This window comes from Streptomyces sp. NPDC034043, from assembly GCF_055575675.1.
In genome coordinates, this window is the sequence record NZ_JBVISF010000025.1 from 16408 (window position 1) to 36203 (window position 19796).

Here is a 19796-nt window from a genome sequence, read left to right on the forward strand (position 1 = left end):
ACCAACCACCGCAAGGCGAGGAGTCCCACCGTGTCCGTCCAACCGGAGCTAGCCCCCGACGAGGTGCCGGAAGTCGGCGGTCAATACGGCTACTGGCCTAGCCCCTGCGTGGTCTGCGGCGAGCGGATCGAGCGGGATACGCCGGAGTCCAACGGCGGCCGCACCCCGTCCTACTGCGGCCCCGCCTGCACCAATAGCGCGAAACAGGAGCGAGCGCGTCAACGCCGCTCGCCGGGCCTGCCCGGCCAGATCCTCCGAGCCGAAGAGCTCATGGACCGGATGGAGCAGGTGGCCGCCGGACTGCGGGCCGAACTGGGGAAAGTGTCCTCGCCGGAGGGCATCGAAGCCCAGGTGGCAGCCGCCCGCGCGGCGAGCGCCGGGGACGTGGCCGAGGCCAACCAGACAGCCGCCCGCGCACAGGCCGAGGCATCTGCCGCCCGCGCGGAGACCCACAAGGCTGTGGACGAGCGGAAGTCCGCCGAGGCGGCCGCCGAGCGGGACCGCGTGGCCCGCGAGAGGGCCGAGGATGTCGCCGAGACCGCGACGCAGGCCGCCGAGGCCGCGGCCCGGCTCCAGCGGAACGCCGAGATCGCCCGCGATGAGGCCGTGCGCGCCGCCGACGCGGCACGCGAGGGGCAGCGCCGTGCCGAGGCCGCCGCCGCCGAAGCCGAGGACCAACGCCGCAAGGCTGAGGCCGAAAGGGTCCGGGCCGAGAGGAAAAAGGACGAGATTGCGGCCGGGTACGCGGATGCCCTGGAGAAGATCCAGGCCGCCAAGCGGGCCACCCAGGAGGCGGAAGCGCGGGCCACGGACGCCGCGTACTTCCGTGCGGAGGCTGACAAACGGGCGTTGCGCGCCGAACAGCGCATCGAAGCCGCGGAGAAGCGCGCCGAGAACGCCATCACCCGGGCAGACGTTCAGATCGAGCGGGCACGGGAGGACGCGGCTGCCGCCGAAAGCCGGCGTGAGGCTGCTGAGAAGGCGCGCGACGAAGCCGACGAGCGGGCCCGCGTTGCCGTCGCGGACGCCGCGGCCCGATCCGAGGAACTCCGGGCCGCACAGGCATGGATCAAGCAACTGACACGTGCGCTGGACGAGGCACGCCAGGAGAAAACGAAGACGAGGGCGCCCAAGGGAAAGACCGATCCGTCGGCTCCCGTTCCCGTTCCCGGGCAGGTTGCTATGGACGTGGTGCAGGACGCCGACGACGGCTTTGCGGGGGAAGCGGCGACGGTCGAGGCGCCGCAGCTGGACGTCCAGGGGCCGGCCGAGGCGGCAGCCGAGTAGCCGAGGACCGCTCCGCAGTCGGCCCGCCGTAACGGCCGCTCCTACGGGCGGCGCCGCGGCGGGCCACTGTCGGTGGTGTCCGACCGCCTATGAAGCGGCAGGGGGCGTGCGGGGTGCGCTGTGTTCAGGTCCCATCCGTCCAGTCTCATGCCGGAGTAACGAGCTGGCATGCCCTCCGGGTTCGCTCAGGCCCCTGAATCATGGGCCATCTCCCGCAGGCGCTCGATGACGGTTCGCGCGTCCCCGAGGGCACGGTGCCCGAGCGGTGACGTGGCCGATCGCCCACTACCGGGGCGCGGCAAAGCCGCCCGCCTGCTGATCCCGCCCGCGTACGCTCAGCCGCATGACGACAGGCAGGCGCCCCGTCCAGCGGTCCGCAGACGCTGACGAGGTCGGGGGCAGGGTGAAGGCATGGCCGCACCTGGGCAGCAAGTGGCCGCTGGCGCCCGGTGGGCTGGACGTGAATCCTTCCTGGTTCAGCAGGGCCCCGGATATGGGGGAGGACCTACGAGTGGAGTGCCGCCCCGATGGCTACGTGCGCGGATACCTAGACACGCCGTCATGGAACGAGCGGACTACCTGGGGGAACCGGCAGGTGCCAGCGGACGCGTTCATGCGGCACCAGGTGATCAACCGCGGCCGGGATATGCACCTGGGCTTCATCTACGCGGGAACACCGTGCGGGCAACTGCCGCCGGACATGCCGATCGATGAGAAGCAGGACCATGCCGATGCTCGGCACGCCCACAGCGCCATCGTCGCCGTGGTGGCTGCCGGTTGGGACTACGGGGGCCTATGGATCTCGGGGGCGGCGTCTGAGCACTTCGCGCTGGAGTGGGGCGGGGGCGACCCCATCCCGCTGGAGGCCAGAGCGGTGTCCGACCCGGCGGCCGCCGATCCGTACGAGGAGGTGCTCTTGGAGGTGGCATTCTCCCCGTGGAACCGGGACCTGTACCGGGATCTCCCGCCGCGCAACCCCTGGTGGTAAAGGGGCAGGTTGCTATGGACGTGGTGCAGGACGCCGACGACGGCCCTGCGGGGGAAGCGGCGACGGTCGAGGCGCCGCAACTGGACGTCCAGGGGCCGGCCGAGGCGGCAACCGAGTAGCCGAGGACCGCTCCGCAGCCGGCCCGCCGTAACGGCCGCTCCTACGGGCGGCGCCGCGGCGGGCCGCTGACGGCTGGTGCCATTGATGACGGTCGGGCTGACTGGACATCGAAGGACCCGCAGAGCCTGTCTCAGGCCGAGGTCAGGCACCTGCCTTCGAAGCGCGGTGGGCGCGTACACGACATGCTGTCGAGCAGTAGCGAGCGGGTCGACCTCGTCCGAAACGGAGCGGGAAGGGCCGCCCGCAGCCGATGGCTTCACAAAGAATTTCGTTACGTATTTCGTTACGCAGGTCTTCAACCGACGGTAGTTCCGGCGCATCCTTGGCCCGTTGTTCCCACAAGATGCGAGCAACACCGTCCGTGCCTCGGTCCTCACGACGCCGCGAGGGCGTGTCCCATCCAGTGCGCGGACTCAACTGCGCGATAGGGGTCCACCCAACCGCGCGCAGACTCGCGCCCGACTCGTTGTCCTGCGTGTACGTGATCACTCGGCGAAAGCCCATCCGGGACGCGGCGCCCCACGCCGCTCCATACAAGGCGCTGCACGCGTTCGGGGTTCCATCGGTGGCGACGCGGGTCACCTCGACGGTAAGCCGGTTGTCGAAGGATCGGGCGACTGGGCGTCCGACGATGGCCGCCCCGCAGAGCGAACCGTTTGGGCGCTGTACGCCGATGCTGAACCTGTGGCCCTGCGGCTTTCTGTGGTGGCGGTGAAGCCGCTCGACTACCTCGCACGCGTCTGCAAGCGTCAACGGGACGATGGTCAACCACTCCTGCCTACTGGTCATCGTCTGTGCGCTCCCCTCGACCGCCGCCGAAGGCCGTAGCTTCCGCGGCGGGATCCGCCGCGTGGCCGGCCATCTCCCGAAGGCGCTCGATGACGGTTCGCGCGTCCCCGAGGGCACGGTGCCCGCCGCCGAGCGCCTGCCACCGGTAGCTACCGTGGTAGTCCGACCACTCCCCCACCCACTCGCTGTACGGGCCCATGGCGTCCTCGAATCGCATGCAGGCCATCCATGCGGCCGCCGAGGCCGCGGGGTCGGCGTGGCCCGCCGCGGAGTAGTACCGCTTCCACTCGAATTGCAGCCGCCCAGCGTCGTATGACGCCTTCCAGGCGATGACCCGCCGCCCGTCCAGGACCCTGGTCAGCTCCACCGCGATGTCCGCGAACCCGGGCGCCCCGGCCACATCGGCATTCGAAATGCCGTGGATGGCGGAGGCGTCCGCGGGGACCGTGACGCCCTCACCCGGGTGCAGCAGGGTGTCCATCAGCACCTCGCCCCCGGCGGTCACTACCGCGATCTCCACCACGGCAGAGTCCGCCTCCAGTCCGCATGTTTCCGTGTCGAGGAAGACCGCCGAGGAGTCGGCGAGGACGTCGGCCGCCCACTGCCGCAGATCCTGCACCCGCGCCGCCCGGTGCTCGCGCGCACGCGAAAGCCGCTCCGCCTGTTCCCGCGCGTACCGCTCGGCCCGCTCCGCCTCCTCCTCACGGTGGGCCGTCTCGCAGGGAGGGCACCGGCGCGGCCATTCGCTGGGGACGTACCAGACGGCGCCAGTGCGGCGGAGCCAGTCCCGTGCGGACCGCACGGATACCACCCGCACGTTGCAGTCCGCCCCCGCACACGTCGTCACGCGCGCCAGCCACTCGGCCCGCTCCGTCCGTTCTCGCGCCAGCCACTCGGCCCGCTCCGTCCGTTCCCTGAGCCGCTGGGCCGTGCGGCACATCTGACACCGGCCGTGCTTCGGCGGGTAGGGCCGCTCCCGTACGGCCCCGCAGTCCCGGCACGTCCGGGCCGCCCGCCGCCGCTCCGCCTGGCGGTCCCGCTCCACACACAGGTCGCACCGCCGCCCGCGTACGACCTCGGGTCGGACCGTCTGACACGTGGGGCACGTGCGCCGCGCCTGCATCCGCCGCTTCACCGACGACGGCAGCGGCCGCATCCGCACCGCTTCCGCCGGCTCGTACAGGGCCACGTCCCCCCACTCCCGCGTCCGCACCCACGCCACCGGCTTCTGCCCGGGAGCCGGCTTGAGCCGGTCACCGGCCATCTGCGTGCGCGAGCGCAGGTGACCCGGCGCCCGCCCCGCGGCGTACAGCGGCACCCCGTCGATATACGCCCGGGGCCGAGGGGCAGCCGGCGGCGCCTGGCGACCCGCCGGAATACTGACATCCGTCGCCGTAACGGCATCCATGAAAACTCCCTTCCGATTGCCGACGAGAAAACGCTAGCACCGCATAACGTCCCGCGAGACGCATTCCCCTGAATTCAGCCAGTCGGGTTATGAACGAAATCAGCGCCGAATAATCCACGAAACGATCTCGTTAAAATTGCCACATCTCCAGCGCTTCGCGGATGATGCGCGGGACCGGGTAGAGCTGGGCGACGAGACGGGCGCGGGTCTCGTGCTGGGCGCGGGTCAGGCCCCCGCTGGCGAGGAGCAGGCCACGCTGCTCCAGCTTGCGCAAGGGCTCTTCCGACACCCGCCACGCCGCCGTCCGCAGCCTTTCGACCAGCGGCGACGGGAGGTCGTAGTTGCGCTCCTTGAGCACCTGGCCGGTAGCCGGCCCGGGCCACCGGCCGGAGAGCGCGAGCCGCTGCCGCTCCGGTTTCGACAGCGGCCGCCAAGGCCCCGCCAGGTCCGGTTCCGACAGACGCGCTTCCACCGCATCGGCCACGATCGAGGCGAACGACGGCCATTCTGTCGCCCGCATTTCAGCGAGCGTGATCCGCGCATCCTTCACGGACATTCCGTCTTTCCGGAGAGTCGCGAAAGTGGCCCGCTCCTCCTCTCTGTAGCGCTTTTTCAGCAGGTCAAATCGAGATGCCTGACTGGCGTAAATCCAGACCGTTACCGGAGTTTTCTCCATAACCTTTCCAGAAACGAGATCGTTTGATAGTGGCGGTGGCGCGGCCGCTGGGGTGGGGCTAGTCCGCGCGGTAGCGGAGTGGGATGGTCGGGTTGGATCCCCAGGCCACGAGATCGTCCAGGTACCGGGCGAGCGCGCGACTGGCGGGGCTGTAGCGGTACTGCCGCTCGATGACGTCCCGGCTCACACCGGCCCGTTGGGCGTGGCGGACCGCTCCGCGCCGCATCGAGTGTCCGGAGTAGCGCCGCAACTCGCGCCGTAGGGCCCGGCGTGCCAGACGCCGGCGGGTACGGACCGCCTCCCGGCCCTCCTCCGTCCAGACCAACGCCGCGAGTTCGGCGCGCTCGGCGGCCGCGGACATGATCTCGCGCTCCTCCGCCCGCAGTTCCCGGGTGAGGCCGGCCGCGAGCGCCGAGGAGGCGATCAGGTTGCGGATGGTGCGGTCCCCGATACCGCCAGCCCGGGCCGTGTCGGCCGGGGGCCGCCCCGCCGTTGTCAGCCGCCCATTGCGCACGCGCCGCAGCAGCGGCCCATCTGTGATGCCGTGGCGGTCGAGGACAGCCGTCCAGGCCCGCCAGGCCGCCACCGGGCACGTGTCGTCTTCCTGGGCCAGGATGCGGATCCGGTCCACGGTGCGACCGTACGGGTTGGTCTTGGACAGCCGGAGCGTGACCGTCATCGCCGGCAGCTCGCACACCTCGCCTGTCTCCCGGTCGACCAGGCGCACGGCCTCCCCGGTCACGTCCCGCACCCGCAGGCTTGCCGGTTCCGAGGCCCGCGCCCCCATGTACCAGGACAGGGACAGGATCAGCCGGTTGCGGATGCCCTCCACCGTCTCCGGGCTGTGCACGGCGAGGACCGCCGCGAGCTCCTCCCGGGTGAGCTCCGGCGCCTGGAGGACATCGCCGTACCCGCCGTCCTCCTGTGCCTCCGCCTGAGCCCGGGCCGCGACGATGCCGGCGATGAGTCGCCGCTCGGAGTCCGGCACCAGAACCGGTACTTCGCCGGCTGCCAGCCGTTCGGCGACGGTCGCGGTGTACACGTCGATCGTCTCGGCGGGGTGCCGCTGGAGGGCGAGCCAGTGGGCCCAGTCCGCGAGCGTTCCCGGATCGGAATGCAACCGGCCCCGCTCACGGCACCAGCCGACGAACAGGCCCATGCGCGATTGCCGGGCCCGTTCGGTGTTGTCCGGTGTGGCGGACGCGGCCATGGCGAGTGTGCCCGCGTCGACCGCGTAGCCGTCCGGGTGCCAGACCCGCCCCGGCGGCAGAGCTTCGGAGCGGGGAGCCGGCATCGACGCCGTCTCGAAGGGCGTCATCTCGTCCCCTGCCCGTGGGTCCGGTCCGCCTCCCGGGCCGTCGACCACCGGACGTACGGGATCCCACCGAGCAGGCCGGCCGCCAGGGCTGCCGTCGCCCACATGGCGACCGTGGCGGACTCCCGTACGCCGGGGGCGGTGTCCATGCCGACCACCACCCCGGCCCAGAACGCGGCCGCCGCCGCCGCGATCGACCCGCCCACGGCAAGCGCCCTCACAGCGCCGTCCGTTCGATGGCGCGGACCAGCGTCCATGCTTCCGCGTTCGTCGCTTCCCGGCCGTCCCACATCGTGTTCATGGGTCGTCTCCCTCCCGGGCCGCCCGTGCACGGCCCCACCTGCGTGTATAGGCGTACTAGTGTCGGTCGACGTCGGCAGCGCGGTTCCAGCCCGCCTCAGCCAGCGCGTACAGCTCGGGATCGTCACACAGCCCGTTTTGCAATGCGCGGCCGACGGCCTCGACCACCGGGCCCATGGGCGTCTGACCCACGGCCGGATGACTGACGGCCAACTGGAGGGCCATCATGACCGTCCAGGTGTCCCGGCGTTCCGCCGTCGCCGACACGGTGGGGGCGTCTGCCCACCGGGTGTAGGCGTCGGTCATGAGCTTTACCCCCGCCGCGTCCGGTTCGGACGGTTCGGAGTCGGCCGCCGGCGGGTTGCCGGAACCGTGGCGATCCCAGCCCCGTTCGGCCACCGCGTAGAGCTCCGCGTCATCGCAGACGGCTTCTTGCAGCTGACGCCCCCAGTTCTCCACCGCCGAGCCCATCGCCGTGCCGGCGAAGGCGGGATGGGTGATGGTGGCCTGGAGGGCGAGCAGGACCGTCCAGGCGTTGCACCGGTCCAGGGTTACGGTGGCCGGAGGCTGGTGCGCCCACCGCTGGTAGGCGGCATCCATCAGCGCGATACCGGCCGCTTCCCGCTCCGCCATCGTCTCGTCCGTCATTGTCGGGTGATTCCTTCCGTGGTGCGGGGACAGAAGCTCGCGGCCGGTCCCCGTTTCATGGATGTTCCAGCAGCTCGACGGTTGCCCCGTCGAGCATCTGCCTCGCCTCCGCCGCGTGCACGGCGCAGGCGGTGATGGAAGCGCCCGCCCGGTCCGTGATGCGGTGGGTGGCCAGCTCTGCACACGCGTGGTCGAGCCGGTCATAAGACCAGCGCCGGCCGCAGCCGGGGAAGGCGCACCACGACCGGCCAGCGCTGGAGGCGAGAGTGGGCCCATGCTGGGGGCAGATCCCCCAGGGGATGCCACACAGCGGCGCGGTGTCCGGCACACTCTCGCGGTCGTCCGTCACCGCCGGCGCTCTTCCTCGACGCCACGCGGGGCCGGGAGCCGGTCCAGCGCCAAGGGGACCCGCGGGGACGCCGGGGGTAGCCCGAGCCGCCCCGGTGCCTCCAACTCCAGTCGGCTACTGGGCCGCGCGTCCCGCCCAGGCGACAGGGCTGCGGCCGGGGTGGATCCTGCGGGCAAGGCGAGCCCGGCCCGCGGCGGAGCATCGAGGGCCGACCGGTCCACCCCAGCGACCTCGGCCCGCCGCTGGGCTGCGGGCCTCCCGGCGGCCGCCCGGCGTGCAGCCGGCGCGGACTCGCTACGGGCCGCCTCGGCCGCCCGCTTGGCCGCTGTCTTGCCCGGCACCCGGGCAGCGGCCCCGCCCGCACGCGGGGCCGGGGGCGAAGCCACCCGTACGGCGCCCACCGGCAAGGTGCCGAGCAGCGCGACGCGTAGCCCGGGCGCCACCTCCTCCCAAGACCAGCGCTCGCCCGGCCGGGCCGGCTCGAAACCAAGCCCGGCCAGCGCCGCCGTCCGCACGGCGACCGACGGCCCGTCACCGGCCCCGAGTCGCACGGAAGGCCGATCCTCCGAGGGCACCCCCGGTACGTTCACCCACAACTCCCACCGACCTGCGTTGTCCTGGCACAGATGCGCGAGCAGCGGCCGCCGACTCATCGCTTCACCCCCGCCGTTCGCGTGGTCAGCGGTACAGCGACAACGGCGAGTTTCCCCACGAGAATCGGGCCCGTCGCCGAGTCCTGGACCACCTCCTCCCACTCCCAGCCGACGCCGGAGGCCGCCGGCTGGAACCCCAGCTCGGCAAGCGCCTCCACCCGGGCCGCGAGCGTGGGCATGCATCCAGGGATCCCCTGGCCCACCGGGGCCACGGGGGCCCCTGGGCCAACCCGCCCGGCGGAGTCGGGTACCCACACCTCCCACCTACCGCCCGGCTCCAACTGCCACATACGAGCGTTTAATACGTCAGACACCTCGAAACACCACCTTCCGGACCGTCACATCACGTGCGCAGCCCTTACGTTACGTGTTTACCGATTAGGGCACGGTATCGGTAAACACGGGGCCGGGGATGCCGAATCCGGATACCTGCCTCATTGCGGTCCACTAGGCGGATCCAGCCAACCCAGCTACCTCGTAGCGAAGTTCCGAGCATGGCTACCTTGATATCCAGTAATCGGGGATCTAGGGTCCCAGGGCATGGATCACTTGAAGCTCAGAGCAGCTGTGCAGCAGCACCGGGCGGACATGCACGCCCGGCACCGACGCATCGCCTTCCTGACCCGCCAGGTACGGGAGGCCGAGGCCGACCGGGACCGCGCCGTGGAAAGGTTCGTCTCGCTCGGCGAGAAGTACGAGGCGGTCCAGCACGAGACCGGCCTACGGGCCATCGGTCGCGAACTCGGCGTCACCCACCGGGCCGTGAGCGGCATGGTCGAGCGGGCCCGCACCCGTACCCCGCACCCCGCTGCCGACGCCCCCCTGATCCCGGTCCTCACCGCCGACGAGGCCCGCGCCTACGTCGAAGACGGGGCGCTCGGCACCCTCGCCCTCGCACAGGTTGCCTTCAACCCCGCGGACATCCTCTTGGAGAGCGGCCTCGACCCGTCCGTTTTTCCCGATCTCGGCTCCCACGACGTGCCGAACATGCTTCTCCACGGCGCCGACGGCACGGTGATTGGCGTGGAGGAGTGCCTGTCCGGATACGGAGGCACCGGTCCGTCCAACACCTTCCGGCTCCTCAAAGACCTCGGTTTCGCCGAGGGCCTCGCCCGCGAGGTCTACCACCACCGCTACATCGAGCTCGCGCCAGACGGCATCGTCCGGGCGAGCGCCGAGAGTCTGCACCGCGTCGGCGGAGGCCTCGCCCTCTCCCCCGACGGCCGGCACTTCATTGTCCGCGTCCGCGAGGACATGCCCCGCGTCGTCGCCGACTGGGCCACCGAGGTCATGGCCGAGCCCGGCCGGCACCCCTGGGCGTCCGGGGTCCGGCGCGCCCGCGTCTACCTCCAGCGGGACGCCGCCGCCCCCCTCCAGGAGCCCTACCGCGCATGGCGCGGAAACCACACCTTCAGCCTCATCATCGAACAGGGCCGACTTCAGCTGTGGGTGGCCGCCTACCTCCCCTTCCGCTTTTCGGACATCCTCTCCACCGAACAACTGGCGGTCCTGGAAGCGGCCGACATGCGGCCCGCCGGCGCGGAAGCCCGCACCTGGCTTGACCGCTTCATCCCCGCACGCCGCGAGCGCCCCCCGTTCCTCGTCATCAGCGAGGACGGCCAGGACCTCACGTACTCCCCAGAGGGAAGTTCCCAGTAGCGTCCCTGAAGGCTCCGCTAACAGCGACGGCGCCCGAGCCTCACCTCTAGCCCCGCAACCCCAGACGCCCGCCCCAGGAGACCCCGATGCCCGAGAACTACACCGACCTCACCACTGCCCCACCGGTGCGAATCCTCACCGAGACCGAGTACCAGCAGGCGCATGAACGGCTGACCGGCGCGGCCAGCCGGAACGGGACCCGTCTGCGCGCGTCCTACGAGGTCCTCGATGAAACCTTGGCTGCCATCGGCGTGTTCGCTCCCGCTCCCGACCCCGATCCCGGCACGTGCACCGCCCTGTACCTGCCCACCGATCACGAGGAGTTCGACCGCCACGTGTTCGCCCAGTGGCAGCAGTGCACCGACGAGCCGGGCCACGACGGCGACGAGCACGACAGCGGAGACGTGACCTGGCAGGACGGCATGCCCGGCGCGATTCCCGCCACCGCCCCGTAGGAACCGACCAACCAGGAGCGGGCAAAGAGGCAGCCCCCCGTTGAGACGACGGCACCGCTGGTGGCGGCGGTACATCACCGCCGCGGCGCCGGTCTTCTCGGGGGTGCGGCGGTGATGCTGCGCAGACGTACCGGCATATGCCAATTTCGGCAATCTGTATACAGCTGTAGCCGTTGGTATACAGATTTCGGTAGGGTGGGACCCACCGCGCAAGACGGCGCAACCGGAGTGTGGGAGTGGACACATGGCGATGACCCTCAGCCCCTACATCAAGCCTCGCGATCTCAGCGCCCGGGATCTGGCCCGCTACCTGCGGCAGAACGGCCTTCCCGGCTACCGGACCGAGCGGGCCATCCGAGAACTGCGGGCCAGCCGTGCCGTCAACCGTCCTGCCTCCGGGGTGTTTCGCGGGTCCGTGCAGCGGTTGACGGCGAGGATCGAGCGGCAGATGCGGGCGGAGATCGAGCGCCGGGGCGGCGAGACGGTCATTGCGGGCAGCTATGAGACGTCGGTGGTCGAACTGGTGGACCGTGACCCCGCCGAGCGGCTGTACCTGCTGCACGCCGAGGGGTGGCGCCAGTACAGCAAGTCCTATGGGGCCCGCCGCGCCTCCCTGTCCTACCTGTGCGGGCGCGACGACGCCGGAACGTTCGCCGTCCGGGTGCCGGGCACCGTCACCACCGTGGCCAGCGCCCTGGCGTGGCTGGAGCCTTCCGAGGTCACCCGCGCGAAGGCAGCCGGGAAGCGCGTGCGCCGACAGGGCGACGTGTACGCGGTCGAGACGACCCGGGCCCACGACAGCAAGGGCGTGCGAGACCTGCCCGAGGCGCACGAGTGGCGGCCGGAGACCCGCACGCTGGTTCACCGCCCGCAGGACGGCCGCAAGCACCGGCCGGTACGTGTCACCTTCCCGGTCCGCTTCGTCGTTCAGCGTGCCTACGAGATGGGACGCTCAGGGGCGTTGACGAACGCCGACTAGATCGGGTGAGCGGCTTGTGTCGAAGGCGCGGCGTGATGAGGACGCCGCGCCTTCGGCACTGGTCGTTCAGCCGGCCTGTCTGCTGCTGAGGAGATGATCACGATGGCTTCACCGCGTATCCAGTTCCGGGCGATGAGCCCGCTGGACCAACACCTGGCGTCCCGCACGCGAGGCATTGACGACATGAACGACGCCGCCCGGGAACGGGCTCTGTCGGAGACGGCCCGCATGTGGCTTTCCACGCTCTTCGCTCTGTTCCCCTCGGAGCTGCGGGGCGCCGCTCTGGACGAGGCCGAAGCCGTCCTGCTTCTCCAGGCGACCCAAGGGTTGGTCCTGGATTCATCTTGGGGCAGGGCACCTCACGTCATGCTCTCTGCGGAGGTCGAGGACTACGACAGGGACGACGCGACCGGCGAGCCCGGCGAAGAGGGTACGGCCCTCGCACACAAGATTCGCACTCAGTGGGCACGGGGTAAGGCGCTGGCCGTGGTCGATGCGTGCATGCGCTTTCACTGCCGGACTGCCGAGCCCGGCGAAACGGTGGCGGACGGTGCGCGGATCGTCGGACTGCTCCAGGACAGGGACGCCCGCTGATGGCCCGGCCTCCTGCGCCCCCCGTACTCACGGCCGCCCAGCTTCCCGAACTCCGCGCCGATCTCGTCGCATGGCTCGATGCCCCGCCACCCCTGGGGGCCCGCGGCCGCGCCTCCGCACAGCTCCGGGCAGCGTCGTTCGGCAGCGGAATCGTGGACGCGCCCCACACCTCGCTCCGGGCCGCCGAGCTGTACTACGTCAATACCGACATGACCCGGCTCTGTATCGCGGCCTCCACCCAACTCCCCTCCTACCGGCTCAACCCCGAGGACCTGCCGTCTCCCCACGGCCTGGTGGTGTGGGAGCAGCCGATCACCGACGCGGCGTTGCCCCTCGGAGTGCCGTTCTGGGGGGCGATGTGGACAGCCGGCCGCAGAGGGGTCAAAGTTTGCTTCCTGGCGGAGAGGGAGGACCACGTACGCTTCACCGCTTGCGCCGATCCGGTGCAGGGCGACGCGGAGCTGACAGCTGCGCAGAAGGCCGCCATCAGACGGGCCGAACCCACGGACCTGGTCATCAGCGGCATGACGAACATGCTCTTCACCGAGGCACCCCAATGGCTACCGGATGCGCCTCTTCCGGCCGGCCTCACCCTTGGGCAGCTGTCCCGCGAGGTCAGCTCCCGGACGTTCCTTGAACAGGCCGAGCGCACAATTGTCACCACCTGGCTGCTGATGGGGCAGACCCTCACCCGAGATGAGCCGGTTGCCCCGCCGAGGTCGGCGGCGAAGCGGATTGCCCGGCTGGGCTCTTCCCTGCTTTCGCCCGCGCGGTACTGCACGCTGCGGCAGGTGTCCACCGCCCCCACCGAGCGCCCCGACGGAGACGTACTCAGCCTCTCCTACCGCCACCGGTGGATCGTGCGGGGGCACTGGCGCAACCACGCCTACGGACCCCGACAGGAATTGCGGCAACGGATCTGGATCAGCCCTCACCTAAAGGGGCCGGACGGAGCCCCGCTTATCGATCCGTCGAAACTGGTCAACGTCCTGCGCCGATAGGCGCGGCCCCACCTGCCTCCCGACGTGCACGCCGCGCGGGTCTGCCCCCTGCCGCGGACTCGCGCGGCCCGCACCCAGGGCCAGGACGACACGCAGAAAGGCCACGGCGAGAAGTGCACCGACACGGAGCGACCACACCGGCCGTGCCGCCGAAATCTGCCGCACCACCACCGAAGAGACCAGCGCCGCACCGGCGGCCCCCCGCAAAGCCGTAGGCCCGCGGCCGCGATAGCGAATACCACGAGGAGATCTGACCCGTGCCGACCGAGAACTCACCGAAGTGCGATGCCGGACCCTACGACGCCGAGGGCTGGAAGCTGCACGACGACAGCACCCGCGTTCACCGCTACAACTGCACGATCCACGACGGCCAGGGCTGTGACGGGCACTGCGGCCCCCACCCCGCAGACCTGGCCGAGCACTGCTGAACGCTCGCAAACCCAGAGCGCATGTGCCCCGCACGTGGCGACAGTGGGGAAGTGACCTGGCAGGACGGTATGCCCGGCGCGATTCCCCGCCACCGCCCCGTAGCCCCTGACCAGCATGGAGGAGACGCGGGACCTACCAGGCCTAGCGGCTCGGAGGTCCCCGCCGAGCCGCAGATGACTGCCGAACGCGCAGGGTCGACAGCGCTGGCGGATGATCTTCAAACGGCGTGCGCATCAGTCACCGCGATCGCCGGCGCCGATCCCTTCTCGGCAACCTCAGACAGATGCAAGACGGCCTGTGCAGTCCCGTCCACGATGCTTAGGCTCGTGGGTGCCCACGGGCGTGGGGGACGCTGATTACGACACGCAGGGCGGCCACGACGATGCCCGCACCGACGCGGAGCGACCACACCGGCCCCAGCAACATCGCGGCAGCAGCCAGCTCCCCCCCAGCCACGGCCGGGCGGTGCGGTCGCCTCACGCTCCCGCAGTACTGACGGCGGGGGAACGGCCTGCACCACGTACACGTCCGGCAGACGGTGAACCCGGCCCCGACCCAGGCGCCCCCCTCCCGCCGCTGGCCGTCTTTTGGACGCCCCGAGCCGCCGCAGACGGCGACGGCGCCGGCCGCGCATGCCATGTGACGGATGCCGCCCACCCCCAAACCTTCAACTGACCTGCGACCGTGGCCAAATCACCCGGGTAGCTCCTCTACGAAGCGCTTCCACGCCTGGAACCCGAAGGGCACGACCGGGCCCGTCACCCACTTCGAATCCCGAACAGCTACCCCCTCGGCGCCGTTGCGCATCGCCTCCACACAGGCATCCTCAAAGTCACTGCTGTACGTGCTCTTGCGCCATCCATCGAGGTCGAGTCCGACCCCGACACGGGCGAGATTTGGGCCGCCTACCACCTACTGGACGGCGGCAGACGAGCCCCGGCAGCTTGAGGGAAAGGAAGGAGCCCCGGCCGCGATTTGGGCGGAGCCGGGGCCCTGGCAGTCCGGGCGTGTCAGGCCGAGGGAACGGGCGACGGATTCGGCTCCGGCTCAGGCGCCCGCGGATTCGGCGGAGACGCCGGCGCGGGGGCCGAGGAGGGCGCCTTGGCGACACGAGCCCTCTTGGGCCGGCCCGGCGGTCGCCGGGTCGGTTCGCTGGCGCCCATCTGCGCGAGTTCGCTAGTGGTCCAGCCGCCAGCCTCGGCGTTCGCGTAGGCGGCGCCGTAGCGCCGCTCTACCTCGGCGAGCTGAGCTTGCAGGTTCTTGCGCTCCGCAATGATCTGCGCCAGGGGGCGCACGACGTCCAGACGGGAAGCCAAGAGGTTTTCGGCGGTTTCGATGAACGACTGCTCGTCAGGCGCGTTGCCAGTGTTCGTAGATGCGGTCATGGGCGACATGCTAGCGCCCCCCAATGGACACCAGGAAGATTTCCCCCACCCGGACGGGTGGCGGACCACAGGGGCAAGCCCCGTACCCCATACGCGGCTTCGCCGCGTGCCGCCCTACCCCGGCACCCACCCCCAGCGGCCAACTACGTCGGAGCAAGTTAGTGGATAAGGTGCCCTTATCCAGGCAGCGGCGCCCGCCTCTCGCTATGCTCGGGCTCTTATGCCGCTGCTTTTGGTCCGAGCACGGACCAACGGATGGAAGGGGTTTGATGGAGCAGAAGCCGCCCGCTCGCCGTCGTCCGAGACGAGCCGACGCCCCGCGCAAAGAGCGCTTGAACGTCCGATTTAACGAGCTTGAGTACGCCACGATCCTGACGGCGGCGACGGCCGCCGGTCAGTCAGTGGCGGCGTACATCGCAACCGTGGCCGTGGCCGTTGCCAAAGAGGAGTTGAGCCCGGCACCGGTCGACTTGAAGGACAAGTTGAGAGCCCTAGGTGACGCTCGCATCGCAGTCGACAGGATCGGGACCAATGCGAATCAGATTGCCAAAGTCATGAACAGTCGAGGTGAGGAGACTCCGGAGCGTGTGACAGCAGTCATGGACCGGGCGGACCGAGCGATTGCGACGCTGGACGCTGCCACGCTGGCAGTCATGGAGGGGCGAATTTGATCCCGAAGAAGGCGAAGGCCGGCGGCCGCACAACAGGACTTCTGTACTACCTGTACGGACCAGGTCGGGCGAACGAGCACACTGATCCGCACATGGTGGCCGCTTGGGCTAGTGGAGTGGCTGACCCCGCGTTGGATCCCGGTGCGACGATCACGACTCTGGGCATGCTGCTGGACGCCCCCGTGTTGATGCTCGACGGCCCGCAGCCGGAGCAGCACGTGTACCACGTGCCGGTCCGGTTGGACCCGGGAGACCGGATGCTGACGGATGCCGAATGGGCGGAAGTGGCGCGCGAGATTATGGACGCCTCGGGCATCGCTCCGAAGGGCGATGCGATGGCGGCTAGATGGGTTGCGATCCGGCATGCCGACGATCACATTCACATTGTGGCGACCCTGGCCCGACAGGATGGACGGGCCCCGGATGTCCGTCGAGACATGCCCAAAATGCAGGCCCGAGCGCGCGAGCTGGAGAAGCGTTTTGGACTACGTCAGCTCACCAGCGGCGACAAGACGGCGAGCCGGTGGCCGACGGCAGCGGAGCAGGCGAAGGCCAAGCGGAAAGGCCGCGAGGAGACACCGCGCGAGACCCTCCAACAGACCGTCCGACGGGCGGCCGCCGGAGCTCAGTCCGATGACGAGTTCTTCGGTGCGATCACGTCCGCAGGTCTGCGACTGAACAAGCGTGTGGCACCAGATGGGGCAGTTACCGGCTACTCCGTTGCACTGCCCGGAGACCGAACGGCCGGAGGCCGCGCCGTCTGGTTTTCCGGCTCGCGGCTGGCACCAGACCTTTCGCTGCCCCGTGTCCGCGAACGCTGGAGTGCAGGTGCCGGCTCCAGCACGTCACCGGGCGTCGGCACGGTGCCCAGCCGGGCCGCCACCTGGCAGCTCGCGGCCGGTCATGTGCACCAGGCCGCCGCCGTTCTCGGGCAGGCCGGGAACGAGGCGGGGGCCGGCGAAATGGTGGCCCTGGCGGACTTCCTGGCCACCTACGCGGCTCAGGCGCCGGAAGCGGTCCGCGACGAGTTGAGGACCGCAGCCCGCGCGTTTGAAAGGGCCGGCCGCGCGCCGACGAGCCGTCGCATGGACAGCGAAGCCAGCGCCCACCTGCGCACCGCGACGCAGCTGCTCGTCACCGGAGCATCGGCCATTGCGAGCGGAGGGGAAGCCGCCGCAGCCATCGCAATTCTGGTTGCCGTCGCCCTGGCCGTCACGGCCGCGATGCGATGGCACCAGGCCGCCCAGCACGCTGCCCAGGAACGAGCGGCGGCGCAGGCCGGTACACATCTCCGAGCCGCCACCGAAGTGGCGTACGGTGCCGCCGCCGGAAGTCGACCGGGACGAGGAAGCCGGGCCACCTGGCAGCGCACAGCGATGGAGCCGGACGGGCCGGCGCTGGTCGAGGCGTACGCCCCTGTCGTCCGTGCCGCACTCCCCCACCTGGCGGAAACAGTCCTTAGCGAGGCAGCATGGCCGGCGCTGGCGGCCACACTGCGCCAGGCGGAGAACGCTGGCTACGACCCAGGGAAGGTTCTCGCCCATGTCGGCGGACTGCGCGGATTTGGTGACGCGGACAGCACCGCCGAGGTACTGGTGTGGAGGCTGCAACGGCAGATGGACCGCGATGCCCGCAGGGCATCGGCCAGCGGTGTGCCAGGGGTTCCGGTACAGCTTCAGCCCGATCAAGAACAGAGGCAGGCCAGCGGGACACCGGTGCGGTGGACCATCAGTCATAACGAATTTGTGAGCGAGACCGAGCATCGGCCGATCGTTGACGCAGAAGACACCGGCTACCTCCCCAAGGGAGTCACCGCGGAAGAGTTCGCGGCGGAGAAACTTCGGGCCTACGTCGCCACCCTGGAGAACGAGGATCCTGCTCGCTACACGGTGAGTCTGCGTGACGCAGACGGGTGGAACCTGGCCCGCCTTTCTGCGGAGGCTGATTCCGTACGGCCGCATCGGCCATCGGAAACCCGACCCGAAGAGGCCGAGCGCACTACCGATTCCGGCCCGATGACCACCCTGCCGCCGGTCGTAGGGCAGGGCTTGGAAGGCATCGAGGAAACCCCGCTAGGTGTGGGCGCGAGAGCTGCCACTTTTGGAGATGCCGTTCGCATTGCCGTACCAGAGCATGCAGCGGTTGTGCTTGCGGACCCCGCTGCCCCAACACTGGCCGCCTACCTCATCAAGGCGGCCGGCGAAGGCCATGACCCGACGCAGATTCTTGCCGAGGTCGTCGCGTCCCGAGACCTGGCCGATGCGGACAGCGTGGCTCAGGTGCTCACCTGGCGAATGCAAGGAAGGTTGCAGAAGGCCGGCACACCAGTTGCGCTTCCCCGCATCGCCAGGAGGACTCTGCCAACCCGTCCGCAGGGTGTGGCATCAGGCGAGCGGAGTGCTGCCGAACGGGCCGCGCAGGAGGCCGCTCAGCGCCGGAACACAACGCGAGGACCCCGGCGGTAGGCCAGGTGGTCCGGGCCGTCACACGGGCGGGAAAACTGCCTACGTGACGGCCCTCTGACAGCTAGCGTCAGGTACAGGAGACCCGTGGAGATGAGGACATGATGTTGGCTCAGGAGAAGGGGAACCCGTGAGCGATACGAACCCGATGGAACAGGCCGGAGGGCAGGCGGCCCAGACGGCCGCCGTTGCTCTTCAAGTACTTGTGATGGTGGCCCAGGCTCTGCGCGAGCGCCAGCAACGCGAGGCCGCAGAACATGCTGCCGCGCCCACGCCCACATCCATCCCCGCTCGTCAGCCGGCAGACCCGGATCACGAGCGGTACGGGCACCTTGTGCGGGGCACTGTCAAGCCCGCAGAAGTGGCGGAGGCGATGGTGAGTTCCGCGCAGTGGCCGCAGCTCGCCAGCGAGCTGAAACGGCTGGAGGCAGCAGGCGTCAACGTGGCCCAGTTCCTCGGCGACGCAGCCCCCGTGATTGCGCGCATGGACTCCGACCTGCGGGCGGGGTCGACAACACCGGGTGTCACCGTGCCGACAACCACGAGTCAGCTGCGGAACCCTTGGGCGCCCCCGCCCGGCCAGGAATCCGGAAGGAACAAGGAGCCCCGGGCCGGCATCGGGGAGCGAATGAAGGAAGGAGGAAAGCACCTGTTGGACAAGGTACGGGGACAGAAACCTGTACTCGACCGTGCCAGCGAACTTGCCCGCCTCGGAATCGGACAGCAGGAGAATGCTCGCTTGGTCATCGTGGCCCGCGAGTCCCTGGCCGATGAACACGTGCTGGGTAGGCTGGTCACCTCCCGGGAGTGGCCAACCATCGCCAAGCAGATGAAAGACCTGCACGCCAGCGGGCACAATCCACGCGAGGCCCTGGCCGGTGTCCCCGTCCGGATCCAGCAGGCAGCTGCCGCCGGCATCACGCTCACGCCCGCAGAGGCGGCCCGCGGATTGCTCGGCGACCAGGCCAAGACTCCCCCGACCCCGGCCCCGACGGCCACGCCGACCCCGACGGCCGCCCCGGCCACGCTGGCCCCGGCCCGGACATCGACAGCGGCGTCCACGTCGACCCAGGCAGCGACTCCAACGGGGAGTCTGACGCCGACGGCCGATGCCCGAGCGTCGGCAGCATCCGCGCGGTCCACCACCGCTACGTCTGGTGTGACGCCGCCATCGGGGCCGACGGCCGAGCCCGTGAGCCCTTCGGCCCAGCCGACCCCGGCCCGTACTCATGGACGATAGGAGCGAGCAGCGATGAATTCGAGTTACCGTACCCCCGGCAGGCCGGCGGCCGACGAGCCGACGAGCAGGGGCGCAACGTCCGCCACCAGCAGCACAGGCGACACCGGAACGGATGACACGGAGGACCGACGGCACGCGGCCGCGCTCGCCCGCAGCAGCACAGACCAGCGGTCCCGGGCCAATGCCGCACTAGGGGAGGCCGACGAGGCCCGAGGCCACGCGGCCGAGGCCGCAGGACGCGGCGACATCGCCACGGCCGGGGCGGAATGGAGTGACGCCGCAGGCCTTGACGGACTGTCCGCGCACGAGGCCACGGGCGCAGACATCGACGCGCGCGCGGCAGCCGCAGCGGCGAAGTCTCCGAGTGTGCCGGCGGCGAAGAAGAGCG

The 19796-nt window shown here is 70.2% G+C and carries 22 protein-coding genes; 11 read left to right on the top strand and 11 right to left on the bottom strand.

What is annotated here, in order from left to right:
- Nucleotides 1-30: 30 nt before the first annotated feature.
- Both ACZ51S_RS32855 and ACZ51S_RS32860 read left to right on the top strand, forming a co-directional pair.
- Complete coding sequence (locus tag ACZ51S_RS32855) at nt 31-1287, top strand: hypothetical protein (RefSeq protein WP_468962924.1); 1257 nt, start codon at nt 31-33, stop codon at nt 1285-1287.
- A 343-nt stretch (nt 1288-1630) separates the two neighbouring features.
- Nucleotides 1631-2275, top strand: coding sequence for a hypothetical protein (locus tag ACZ51S_RS32860; protein ID WP_468962926.1), 645 nt, complete (start codon nt 1631-1633; stop codon nt 2273-2275).
- A gap of 261 nt (nt 2276-2536) precedes the next feature.
- Here ACZ51S_RS32860 and ACZ51S_RS32865 read toward each other — a convergent pair whose 3' ends face one another.
- The 9 genes from ACZ51S_RS32865 to ACZ51S_RS32905 all read right to left on the bottom strand — a co-directional run bounded on the left by ACZ51S_RS32865 (nt 2537) and on the right by ACZ51S_RS32905 (nt 8823).
- On the bottom strand, nt 2537-3184 hold the full coding sequence (locus ACZ51S_RS32865) for an XF1762 family protein (protein WP_468962928.1): 648 nt from the start codon (nt 3182-3184) through the stop codon (nt 2537-2539).
- Complete coding sequence (locus tag ACZ51S_RS32870; RefSeq protein WP_468962930.1) at nt 3174-4502, bottom strand: exonuclease domain-containing protein; 1329 nt, start codon at nt 4500-4502, stop codon at nt 3174-3176. The genes ACZ51S_RS32865 and ACZ51S_RS32870 overlap by 11 nt, the downstream gene beginning before the upstream one ends.
- A 220-nt stretch (nt 4503-4722) precedes the next feature.
- The gene (locus ACZ51S_RS32875; RefSeq protein ID WP_468962932.1) at nt 4723-5268 is read right to left on the bottom strand and encodes a hypothetical protein; all 546 of its coding nucleotides are present in this window, start codon (nt 5266-5268) and stop codon (nt 4723-4725) included.
- A gap of 58 nt (nt 5269-5326) precedes the next feature.
- The gene (locus tag ACZ51S_RS32880; RefSeq protein ID WP_468962934.1) at nt 5327-6586 is read right to left on the bottom strand and encodes a site-specific integrase; all 1260 of its coding nucleotides are present in this window, start codon (nt 6584-6586) and stop codon (nt 5327-5329) included.
- Complete coding sequence (locus tag ACZ51S_RS32885; protein ID WP_468962936.1) at nt 6583-6789, bottom strand: hypothetical protein; 207 nt, start codon at nt 6787-6789, stop codon at nt 6583-6585. The genes ACZ51S_RS32880 and ACZ51S_RS32885 overlap by 4 nt, the downstream gene beginning before the upstream one ends.
- Before the next feature lie 151 nt (nt 6790-6940).
- On the bottom strand, nt 6941-7531 hold the full coding sequence (locus tag ACZ51S_RS32890) for a hypothetical protein (protein WP_468962938.1): 591 nt from the start codon (nt 7529-7531) through the stop codon (nt 6941-6943).
- A 55-nt stretch (nt 7532-7586) separates the two neighbouring features.
- The gene (locus ACZ51S_RS32895; RefSeq protein WP_468962939.1) at nt 7587-7880 is read right to left on the bottom strand and encodes a hypothetical protein; all 294 of its coding nucleotides are present in this window, start codon (nt 7878-7880) and stop codon (nt 7587-7589) included.
- A complete protein-coding gene (locus ACZ51S_RS32900; RefSeq protein ID WP_468962941.1) occupies nt 7877-8533 on the bottom strand; it encodes a DUF6303 family protein in 657 nt (218 codons plus the stop codon). Before ACZ51S_RS32900 ends, ACZ51S_RS32895 begins: the two co-directional genes overlap by 4 nt.
- The gene (locus tag ACZ51S_RS32905) at nt 8530-8823 is read right to left on the bottom strand and encodes a DUF6303 family protein (RefSeq protein ID WP_468962987.1); all 294 of its coding nucleotides are present in this window, start codon (nt 8821-8823) and stop codon (nt 8530-8532) included. The genes ACZ51S_RS32900 and ACZ51S_RS32905 overlap by 4 nt, the downstream gene beginning before the upstream one ends.
- Nucleotides 8824-9073: 250 nt before the next feature.
- Here ACZ51S_RS32905 and ACZ51S_RS32910 point away from each other — a divergent pair, with 250 nt between their 5' ends.
- From ACZ51S_RS32910 to ACZ51S_RS32935, 6 genes are all read left to right on the top strand, one after another.
- The gene (locus tag ACZ51S_RS32910) at nt 9074-10192 is read left to right on the top strand and encodes a hypothetical protein (protein ID WP_468962943.1); all 1119 of its coding nucleotides are present in this window, start codon (nt 9074-9076) and stop codon (nt 10190-10192) included.
- 86 nt (nt 10193-10278) lie between these two features.
- On the top strand, nt 10279-10647 hold the full coding sequence (locus ACZ51S_RS32915; protein ID WP_468962945.1) for a hypothetical protein: 369 nt from the start codon (nt 10279-10281) through the stop codon (nt 10645-10647).
- A 244-nt stretch (nt 10648-10891) separates the two neighbouring features.
- Nucleotides 10892-11626, top strand: a complete 735-nt coding sequence (locus ACZ51S_RS32920) for a hypothetical protein (protein ID WP_468962947.1) — start codon at nt 10892-10894, stop codon at nt 11624-11626.
- Nucleotides 11627-11719: 93 nt separating this feature from the next.
- Complete coding sequence (locus ACZ51S_RS32925; protein ID WP_468962949.1) at nt 11720-12220, top strand: hypothetical protein; 501 nt, start codon at nt 11720-11722, stop codon at nt 12218-12220.
- A 152-nt stretch (nt 12221-12372) separates the two neighbouring features.
- Nucleotides 12373-13221 (top strand): hypothetical protein, encoded by an 849-nt coding sequence (locus tag ACZ51S_RS32930; RefSeq protein WP_468962950.1) that lies wholly within the window; start codon nt 12373-12375, stop codon nt 13219-13221.
- A 257-nt stretch (nt 13222-13478) separates the two neighbouring features.
- Nucleotides 13479-13649, top strand: a complete 171-nt coding sequence (locus ACZ51S_RS32935) for a hypothetical protein (protein ID WP_468962952.1) — start codon at nt 13479-13481, stop codon at nt 13647-13649.
- 694 nt (nt 13650-14343) lie between these two features.
- Here ACZ51S_RS32935 and ACZ51S_RS32940 read toward each other — a convergent pair.
- The gene (locus ACZ51S_RS32940) at nt 14344-14562 is read right to left on the bottom strand and encodes a DUF397 domain-containing protein (protein ID WP_468962954.1); all 219 of its coding nucleotides are present in this window, start codon (nt 14560-14562) and stop codon (nt 14344-14346) included.
- Between the two features lie 98 nt (nt 14563-14660).
- Entirely contained in the window at nt 14661-15035 is a 375-nt protein-coding gene (locus ACZ51S_RS32945; protein WP_468962956.1) for a hypothetical protein, read from the bottom strand.
- Nucleotides 15036-15304: 269 nt separating this feature from the next.
- On the opposite strand from ACZ51S_RS32945, the gene ACZ51S_RS32950 reads away from it, so the two are divergent.
- The 3 genes from ACZ51S_RS32950 (at nt 15305) to ACZ51S_RS32960 (ending at nt 19408) form a co-directional block, all read left to right on the top strand.
- Nucleotides 15305-15706, top strand: coding sequence for a plasmid mobilization protein (locus ACZ51S_RS32950; protein WP_468962958.1), 402 nt, complete (start codon nt 15305-15307; stop codon nt 15704-15706).
- Nucleotides 15703-18171 carry a relaxase/mobilization nuclease domain-containing protein gene (locus tag ACZ51S_RS32955; protein WP_468962960.1) on the top strand — a complete coding sequence of 823 codons (2469 nt, stop codon included), beginning with the start codon at nt 15703-15705 and terminating at the stop codon, nt 18169-18171. The genes ACZ51S_RS32950 and ACZ51S_RS32955 overlap by 4 nt, the downstream gene beginning before the upstream one ends.
- Before the next feature lie 127 nt (nt 18172-18298).
- Nucleotides 18299-19408, top strand: coding sequence for a hypothetical protein (locus ACZ51S_RS32960; protein ID WP_468962962.1), 1110 nt, complete (start codon nt 18299-18301; stop codon nt 19406-19408).
- Nucleotides 19409-19796: the final 388 nt, after the last annotated feature.